8 protein-coding genes are annotated in these 8,773 nt (G+C 70.8%); 5 read left to right on the top strand and 3 right to left on the bottom strand.

From position 1 onward, the window contains the following. Nucleotides 1-29 precede the first annotated feature (29 nt). Entirely contained in the window at nucleotides 30-1,817 is a 1,788-nt protein-coding gene (locus GC203_RS19910) for an ABC transporter ATP-binding protein (protein ID WP_293458258.1), read from the bottom strand. A gap of 543 nt (nucleotides 1,818-2,360) precedes the next feature. On the opposite strand from GC203_RS19910, the gene GC203_RS19915 reads away from it, so the two are divergent. Beyond that, nucleotides 2,361-3,365: a UbiA family prenyltransferase gene (locus GC203_RS19915; RefSeq protein WP_293458260.1), complete on the top strand. Its 1,005-nt coding sequence runs from the start codon at nucleotides 2,361-2,363 to the stop codon at nucleotides 3,363-3,365. On the opposite strand, the gene GC203_RS19920 is transcribed toward GC203_RS19915, so the two are convergent. Beyond that, the gene (locus tag GC203_RS19920; protein WP_293458262.1) at nucleotides 3,362-3,490 is read right to left on the bottom strand and encodes a hypothetical protein; all 129 of its coding nucleotides are present in this window, start codon (nucleotides 3,488-3,490) and stop codon (nucleotides 3,362-3,364) included. The genes GC203_RS19915 and GC203_RS19920 overlap by 4 nt on opposite strands. Nucleotides 3,491-3,657: 167 nt before the next feature. On the opposite strand from GC203_RS19920, the gene GC203_RS19925 reads away from it, so the two are divergent. Both GC203_RS19925 and GC203_RS19930 read left to right on the top strand, forming a co-directional pair. After that, nucleotides 3,658-4,308 carry a TetR/AcrR family transcriptional regulator C-terminal domain-containing protein gene (locus GC203_RS19925; RefSeq protein ID WP_293458263.1) on the top strand — a complete coding sequence of 217 codons (651 nt, stop codon included), beginning with the start codon at nucleotides 3,658-3,660 and terminating at the stop codon, nucleotides 4,306-4,308. After that, complete coding sequence (locus GC203_RS19930; protein ID WP_293458264.1) at nucleotides 4,308-5,297, top strand: fatty acid desaturase family protein; 990 nt, start codon at nucleotides 4,308-4,310, stop codon at nucleotides 5,295-5,297. The genes GC203_RS19925 and GC203_RS19930 overlap by 1 nt, the downstream gene beginning before the upstream one ends. Nucleotides 5,298-5,476: 179 nt before the next feature. Here the strand turns inward: GC203_RS19930 and GC203_RS19935 are convergent, their stop codons facing one another. Beyond that, nucleotides 5,477-7,372 carry an ATP-binding protein gene (locus tag GC203_RS19935; protein WP_293458265.1) on the bottom strand — a complete coding sequence of 632 codons (1,896 nt, stop codon included), beginning with the start codon at nucleotides 7,370-7,372 and terminating at the stop codon, nucleotides 5,477-5,479. 118 nt (nucleotides 7,373-7,490) lie between these two features. Here GC203_RS19935 and GC203_RS19940 point away from each other — a divergent pair, with 118 nt between their 5' ends. Together GC203_RS19940 and GC203_RS19945 are read left to right on the top strand one after the other, a co-directional pair. Further along, entirely contained in the window at nucleotides 7,491-8,153 is a 663-nt protein-coding gene (locus GC203_RS19940; protein ID WP_293458266.1) for a 50S ribosomal protein L11 methyltransferase, read from the top strand. Nucleotides 8,154-8,192: 39 nt separating this feature from the next. After that, complete coding sequence (locus tag GC203_RS19945) at nucleotides 8,193-8,534, top strand: VOC family protein (protein ID WP_293458267.1); 342 nt, start codon at nucleotides 8,193-8,195, stop codon at nucleotides 8,532-8,534. Nucleotides 8,535-8,773: the final 239 nt, after the last annotated feature.

The raw sequence follows: 8,773 nt of genomic DNA on the forward strand, positions 1-8,773 counted from the left end.
CGGCGCAAGCCGCGAGACGGAGGGGGCTTCTACGCCACCCCCTCCGTCACCGCGTGGAGCCGCGCATAGGCGCCGCCCTGGCGGACGAGGTCGGCGTGGCGGCCTTCCTCGACGATGCGGCCGTTGTCGAACACCAGGATGCGGTCGGCGCCGCGGATGGTCGACAGGCGGTGGGCGATGACGATGGTGGTGCGGCCCACCATCAGCTCCTCCATCGCCGCCTGCACCTGGCGCTCGGTCTCGACGTCCAGCGAGCTGGTCGCCTCGTCCAGCACCAGGATCGGCGCATCGGCCAGGAAGGCGCGGGCGATGGCCACCCGCTGCCGCTCGCCGCCCGACAGCTTCACGCCCCGCTCGCCGACCAGGGTGTCGTAGCCCTGGGGCAGCTTGGCGATGAACTCGTCGGCCCGCGCCCGCTTCGCCGCCAGCGCGATCTCATCGGCCGTGGCGCCGGGGCGCGCGTAGCTGATGTTGTCGGCCAGCGTCCGGTGGAACAGCGCCGGGTCCTGCGGCACCACGGCGATGGCGCGCCGCAGGGAGCCCTGGGTGACCGTCGCGATGTCCTGGCCGTCGATCAGGATCGCGCCCGCCTCCACGTCGTAGAGCCGCTGGATCAGCTTCACGAAGGTCGACTTGCCCGAGCCCGTGGCCCCGACCAGCGCCACCCGCTCGCCCGGCGCGATACGCAGGGTGAAGCGGTCGTACAGCGGCGCGGCCGCCGACTTGTAGCGGAAGGTCACCCGGTCGAAGACGATCTCGCCCAGGTCGGCGCGGAAGGCCGGCGCGGCGGGGGCGTCCAGCACCTCGGGTGCCATCTGCGAATAGCGCGCCACGTCCTCGGTGTCGTCCAGGCCGCGCTGGGCCATGCGGATGTTGTCGCCGATGTTCCGCAGATAGCCGGTCATCAGCATGAACGAGGTGATGGCGAAGGCGACGTCGCCCGGGCTCGCCCGTCCTTGCGCCCACTGCAGCAGCAGGAGGCCCGTCATGCCGGCCTGCAGCACCACCAGGATCAGGTTGTTCACCAGCCAGAGGTTGGTGAAGCGGGTCCAGGTCCTGATCGTGGCCTTCAGCCACAGGTTGGTGACGCCGGCGATCCGGCTCTCCTCGCGCGGCTCGGCGCCGAAGGCCTTCACCGTCGCGTTGGACGAGATGGAGTCCGCCAGCGCCCCGCCGATCCGCGAGTCCAGCGCTACCGAGCGCAGGTTGGCCGGCCGCGCGTAGAGCGAGGTCATCACCAGGTTGGCGACGATGTAGAGCACGGTCATGACGAAGGCGAAGGCCCCCACCGACGGCCAGCGCGCCACCATCATGGCGCACAGCCCCAGCAGCACCACCGCCGCGGGGCCGAACCAGATCAGCACCGCGTCGGTGACGACGTCGTAGCCCCACATGGCGCGGCTCACCCGCCGCACGGTCGCGCCGGCGAAGGTGTCGGCGTGCCAGTCGGCGCTGAACGACTGCACCCGCTGGAAGGCCTCGTCGGTCATCTCCTTCATGTTGGAGGCCGACATCGGGATCAGGAACCGCATGGCCAGGTTCCGGATCACCGAGAAGCCCAGGTAGACGCCGACGAAGAAGGCCCAGGCCTTCCACACGGGATCGGCGTTGCCCGGCCCCTCGCCGACGGCGTCCACCAGCGCGCCCGCCGCCTTGGGCAGGGCGAGGTCGAAGGCGATGGCGATCAGGGTGAACACCACCGTGCCCGTCAGCAGGATCGGCCGGCGGGTCCAGAAGCTGGCGATGAAGCCCAGGACCTGCCGGTTCTTCAGCACTCTTTCGCGCTGGTCCTCGGTGTCCTCGTAGTGGTCGGTCATGACACGTCTCGAAATCGGGGCGCCGCGCCGGGGCTCCTGACGAGGAGCGCGCGCCGGCGCGGCGCGGAACGGATGGAATTGGGGTGGCGGGTCGGAGCTTTTGGGGGCTCGGAGGGCCGCGGGCGCGCGGGATCGCTTCGCGGGGCGGCCCGGTCAGGCCACGCGGCGAAGCGGCTCGGACTTAACGGAGCGGCGGCGGTCCGAGGCGCGCGCGGAGTTTCGGCGAGACAAACAATGCCATGCTGTACCTCCTGCTCGAGCCTCGAAGGAGGCGGAAGCTAGGCGGCGTCGCCGTGGCGGTCAAGGAACGTGATTCGCGTTTTCCGCCGTTTGCCGGGAAGGTGGCGCGCAGGACACAGCCCCGCCTCGGCCCGGCGCTTTCCCTCCCCTTCATGGGGAGGGTGGCGCCCCCGGACCTGATCCGGGGGCGACGGGTGGGGAAGCCGCACGCCGCGCCTGTCCGGCCGCGCACAGGCGTTCCAGGACACTTCCCCACCCCGGCCGGCTGGCGCCGGCGCGCCCCTCCCCATAAAGGGGAGGGAAATGAGCCCGACCGCCCCCCTTCCCGACGCCGCGCCGACCAACTGGGTCGACCGCTATGCGCCGGCCGGCCTGCGCCCGTGGCTGAAGCTGGGCCGGTTCGACCGGCCGGTGGGAATCTGGCTCCTGATGCTGCCCGGCTGGCAAGGGATCGCGCTGGCGGGCGCGATGCAGCACCACCTGCCGAACCCACTGCTGTTCTTCCTGTTCTTCCTGGGCTCGGCCCTGATGCGCACGGCCGGCTGCGCCTACAACGACATCGTCGACCGCGACATCGACGCGAAGGTGGCGCGCACAGCCGGGCGTCCGGTGGCCTCTGGCCAGATTTCCGTGAAGCAGGCCTGGGCCTTGGTGATCGGCGCCAGCCTCGTCTCGCTGCTGATCCTGCTGATGCTGCCGCCGCTCTGCTGGTTGCTGGGCGGGCTCTCGCTGGCCCTCGTGGCGGCCTACCCGTTCATGAAGCGGATCACCTGGTGGCCGCAGGCCTGGCTGGGCCTGACCTTCAACTGGGGCGCGCTGATGGGGTTCGCCGCGGCGTCGTACAACCCACTCCTGAGCGACTACTATTTTTCGATCGGCGGGCCGATCCAACGGACTTTGGATATCGGCGCAGGCACGAACTTCGGCCAGGTTGCCCCAGCCGCCCTCCTCCTCTACGCCGCCGGCGTCGTCTGGACCCTGGGCTACGACACGATCTACGCGATCCAGGACATCGAGGACGACGCCCTCGCCGGCGTGAAGTCCTCGGCGCGCCGCCTCGGCGAGGCGGCTCCGAAGGCGGTCGCCGTCTTCTACGCGGTCGCGATCGTGCTGGCGGGCGCGGCCGGCTTCACGGCCGGGCTTGGCCTGCTGTTCTACGCAGGCCTGGCCTTCTACGCCGCCCAGCTCGGCGCGCAGGCGCTACGCGTGCGCACGGGCGACGGCCCCCGCGCGCTCGCGATCTTCCAGTCCAACACCTGGGCCGGCCTGATCCTCGCCGTGGCGATCGCGGCCGGCGCCTCGATCTAGACCGGCAGGGTCGGTCGCTTGGCCGGCTCGGCCTGCACGGCCCAGCGGGGCAGGGCCATCTTGCGTCGCCGGGGCCGAAGGCCGGCGAACAGGGTTCCCACAACGCGGCGGACAACTGAAATCATCGGAGTCTCCCAACACCGACTCCAGCCTCGCGCGCGCAGCCGTCCGCTTCGTGACCAAGCTCAACCGTAGGGGCTTGTTTTCGCGGCGACAAATCCGCGCATCTCCACCTGGGCGCGAATTTTCGACCCGCCTTGACCCATCTTCTTGTACGTCATACAAACAAGTCGTGGCGAAGACACAGTCCCTTGCCGAAGTGCGCCCGTTGCGCGAGCCGGCCCGGCGCGAGCCCGGCAAGCGGATGCGCTCGCGGCTGCTCGACGCCGCCGTCGAGCTGTTCAAGGCCAAGGGCGCCTCGGGGGTCTCGGTGGCCGAGATCGCCGCCGCCGCCGGGGCCTATCCCAGCCAGGTCACCTACTATTTCCGCACCAAGGAGGCGCTCTTCGTCGAGGCCGCCTGCCGCGAGATCCTCTACGTCGCCCGCCAGGCCGAGACGGCCGCGGCCGGCGCCCCCACCGGATCGGCCTACAATCGCCGCCTCGTCGAGACGGTGATCGGCGCCCCGGGCCTAGCCCTGTTCGTCGAGGCCCTGTCGCTCACCCGCCGCCGCCAGGACCTCGCGCCCCTGGTCGAGCGCACCTTCGAACGCCTCCACGCCGAGGGCGATCGCGCCTACGCCGAGACGCGCCGCAAGCGCGGCTGGTCCGAGACCGAAAGCGCCGCCACCGCCGCCCGCCGGTTCTGGACGCTGGCCCTGGGCGTCGCCCTGCGCGAGGGCGCGACAGAGGCCGCCATGTCCGAAGCGGTCGAAGAGATGATGGCCCTGCTGCGCCCCGAGATGGTGGAGCTCGGCCCGGAAACGAAAACAGGAAACGCCTGATGGCCGCCGCCGCCCGTGTCGCCCCCAAGGATTTCTTCAGCCCCGAGGAATGGGCGCCGCTCGCGCGGAAGTCCGCCTGGAAGGGCTATGCGCTGGTGGCCCACGCCTGGCTGGTGATCTTCGCCGCCGGCGCCATGGCCCTGGCCTGGCCCATCACCATCCCGCTGGCGGTGATGATCATCGGCGCGCGCCAACTGGGCCTCGCCATCCTGATGCACGACGCCGCCCACGGCGCCCTGCACCCCAATCTCAAGGTCAACGACTTCCTGGGCGAACGCCTGACCCCCGGCGGGCTGGTGCAGTACCGCAACTATCACCTGGGCCACCACAAATACGCCCAGCAGGCCGAGGATCCCGACCTGGGCCTCTCGGCCCCCTTCCCGATCACGCGGGTGTCGCTGCGTCGCAAGATCGTCCGCGACCTCACCGGCCAGACCCACTTCAAGCAGCGCTGGGCGCCGCTCTTCCGCAAGATCCGCGAGCGCAAGCCGGGCGAGAGCGCGCTGAAGATCGTCGGCGACTTCATCGTCAAGCGGCCGCGCTTCTTCCTCGGCGCGGCGGTGACCATCGCCGTCACGGCCCCCTTCGGCTACTGGTGGGCGTGGTTCGTGCTGTGGTGGCTGCCGCAGGCCACCTGGTATCCGATGATCACCCGCCTGCGGAACATCGCCGAGCACGCCTGCGTGGCCAAGGACGAGCCCGATCCCCTGCGCCACGCGCGGACCACCCACGCCAACATCGTCGAGCGGATCTTCCTGGCGCCCTACTGGGTCAACTACCACTGCGAGCACCACATGTTCATGCATGTGCCCTGCTACAACCTGGCCCGCACCCACCGCCTGCTGAAGGCCAAGGGCGTCACGCCCAGGATGCTGACCGCGCCCGGCTATGTGGATGTGCTGCGCATGGCCTCCAGCCGGCCCGCCCGCCAGGACACCCACGGCCCGACGCCCGAGGAGCGCGGGGTCGTCACCACCGTCATCCACTAAGGGCGATCAGGCCGCCTCGCCCACCCGATCGCCGTCATCCTGGGCCTTGTGCCCAGGATCCCTCCATCGGCCGCGCCCGGCCGGCGGCAAGGATCCGGAACCTCGCAGTCGCAGCGTCGCGAAAGCCGAACCAGGGATCCCAGGCACAAGGCCCGGGATGACGCGTTCAGGGTTCGGCTCTAGGCCGCCAGCTGGCTCCTGGCCTCGGTCAGGGCCGCGTGGAGCTGGTCGATCATGATCGGCTTGCGCACCACGCCGTCCATCCCGGCGTCGAAATAGGTGTCCACCTGCTCTGGCAGGGCGTTCGCCGTCAGCGCCACGATGCGCGTGGGCGCCAGGCCGCGCTCGGCTTCCAGCTGGCGGATCTCACGGGTGGCCGTGACCCCGTCGGCGACCGGCATCTGGATGTCCATCAGCACGAGGTCCCACTGCCCGCCGCTCCAGGCCTCCACCGCGGCGCGGCCGTCGGCCACCACCGTCGGCTCGACCCCTAGGGCGGCCAACACCGTGCACACCACGCGCTGATTGGTCTCGTTGTCCTCGGCGATCAGCACCCGCATGCCGTCCAGCGTCGTCGCGCCGCCGCCCGCCGCGGCCGCTTCGGCCCGCTCGAGCGGCAGGCGGATGACGAAGGTGCTGCCGTGCCCCGGCCGGCTGTCGACCGACAGCTCGCCGTCCATCAGCTCCACCAGGCTGCGGCAGATGGCCAGACCGATGCCCGCGCCGCCGAACCGCCGCGTCGTCCCGCCGTCGGCCTGGGTGAACTTGTCGAACAGGTGCGGCAGCGCATCTGCCGCGATCCCGACGCCGGTGTCGGCGACCGAGATCGTCAGCATGCCCGCATCGGCCGTGGCGCTCACCTTCACCCCGCCGACCGAGGTGAATTTCAGCCCGTTCGAGATCAGGTTGTAGAGCACCTGGCGCAGCCGCTTGGCGTCGCACCGCCAGTGGCCCCGCGCCGCGGCGTCCAGCTCGACGTCCAGCCTCAGGCCCTTGGACTCCGCCAGGGTGATCGCTGTCTCGCAGGCCTCCTCGACCACGTCCTCCAGCGCCGCTGGGGTGATGTCGAGGCGCATGGTCCCGGCCTCGATCTCGGCCAGCTCCAACACGTCGTTCAGGACCGTCAGCAGGGCCGAGCCCGACTTGTGGATCACACCCAGGCCTTCGCGCTGGCCGGGGGTCAGCTTCTCGCGAAGCAGCACCTGGCTCATGCCCAGCACGCCGTTCAGCGGGGTGCGCAGTTCGTGGCTCATGTTCGACAGGAACTGCGACTTCAGCACGTTCGCCCGCTCGGCCGCATCGCGCGCCGCCGTCGCCTCGATCAGCGCGCCGCGAAGGCTCTCGTCGTAGTCTCCAAGCGCGCTCTGCAGCTTGTTGAACCGCTCGGTCAACCGGCCGACCTCGTCGTCGCGCGCCACCGGCAGGCGGGTGCGGAAATCGCGCGAGGCGGTCACCGCCGCCATGGTCTCGTCCAGCGCCCGCAGCGGAGCCAGCGCCTGGCGCGCGAGGCGACGGGCGATCAGGCCCGAGGCGATCGTCGCCGCCAGCGACAGCGCCAGCGCGATCGCGATGTTGATCACCCGGCCCGTGATCAGGCCGCGGTCGTCCACCAGCAGCACGACCTCGCCCACGCGGCGGCCATCGGCGACATAGGGCGCGCGGACCTCGAGCCCCTTCTCTCCGAAGCGGGTCACCGGCGCGTCCAGCGCTTCCCACCTCGCTTGCGGGGCGATGACGCCGTCGCGGCTGTACGTCACGCTGCGGCCCGCCTCGTCGACATAGGCGGCGGCCAGGGCGTGCTTGTTGCTGCGCAGGAGCGCGCCGGCGGCGGTGGTGACGCCAGGATCGCCGGCCGTGACCTGGCGATGGGCGGCCGCGCCGATGGCGTTGGCGAGCTGGACGGACTCGTGCGCGAGGTCGGCCCGGTCCGAGCTGTAGTTGCGCCACTGGTAGAGTGCGAAGGCCGCGATCAGCGCGGTGATCGTCGACAACAAGGCGACGGTCACGATGCGGCCTTCGAGGCCGATCTCCGGCCGCCAGAACCGGCGCTTGCCGGTATCGCCGCGATGATCCATACCGCCGGCCTCCCGGTCAGCTCTTCCTGCGATGGAACCTGTCCGGCAAAGCTTAATCGGGCGCAAACTGCTTGTTCTGGCGACGGATTTCAGGCGCCCCTGCGGCGACCTGCCACACATGATCGAGCCCACGCCGGAGGCCCGCCGCGCCTTCATCCTGGAGCACACCCGCCTCCAGCGCCCGCCGCATACGCCCGAGCTCGAGCTGCATCTCGCCGACGAGATCACCCCGATCTGGCGGATGACCGAGGAGGCGCTGGCCGAGATCGGCCTGCCGCCGCCATTCTGGGCCTTCGCCTGGGCCGGCGGCCAGGCGTTGGCCCGCTACGTCCTCGACCACCCGCGCGTCGTGGCCGGCAAGGCCGTCGTCGACTTCGCCTCGGGCTCGGGGATCGTGGCCATCGCCGCCGCCAGGGCCGGCGCCGCCCGGGTGCTGGCCGCCGACATCGACATCTTCTGCGGCGCGGCCCTGGCGCTCAACGCCGAGGCCAACGGCGTGGCCGTCGACTTCACCGGCGACGACCTGCTGGACGCTCCGCCGCCCGCGTGGGCGGGGGTCATCCTGGCCGGCGACATCTGCTACGAGAAGCCGCTGGCCGACCGCGTCATGGCTTGGCTGGCCGCGGCGCGGGCCGACGGCGCCACGGTGCTGATCGGCGATCCCGGCCGCAGCTACTTCCCCCGCGAGGGCCTGGAGAAGCTGGCCGAATACCAGGTGCCCACCACCACCGAGCTGGAGGACATGGCTGTGAAGCGAACCGCGGTCTGGACTCTGCCCTGATCCGTCACTAGAACAAAATAGCAACATATGGAGGCGAACATGCGCGAGGACGGCAAGGTCGACTATGTGGAGATGCCGGGCGGCGACCTGGCCCAGGTCAAGGCGTTCTACGGCGCGGCGTTCGGCTGGGCGTTCACCGACTACGGCCCCACCTACGCCGCCTTCAACGAAGGCCTCGACGGCGGCTTCCACACCGAGGACGCCGACGCGGTGACCAAGCCGCTGGTGATCCTCTACGCCCACGACCTCGAGGCCATGGAGGCCAAGGTCCGCGCCGCCGGCGGCGTGATCCTGCGCCCGATCTTCAGCTTCCCCGGCGGCCGCCGCTTCCACTTCGCCGACCCCGCCGGCAACGAACTGGCGGTGTGGAGCGAGGGGTAGGCGGGGCTGCGGGAGCGGGCGGGCTGAGGGTCTTCGATGGGCGGAAAGCGGAATTACGCCTCTCCCCCCGCGAAGCGAGAGGGGAGAGGGTTGGGAGAGGGGCGGCGCAGGCCGCGCCGCTCGGGTCCAGCCAGGGCCCGCACGCCCGCCCAAAACCGTCATCCCGGACGTAGGGCGCGTTGCGCCCGAAGATCCGGGATCCAGCAGCCTCGCGCTCGACGCGGAGCAGCTTCACGGTC

This window comes from Phenylobacterium sp. (assembly GCF_016124325.1).
Lineage (GTDB): Bacteria > Pseudomonadota > Alphaproteobacteria > Caulobacterales > Caulobacteraceae > Phenylobacterium.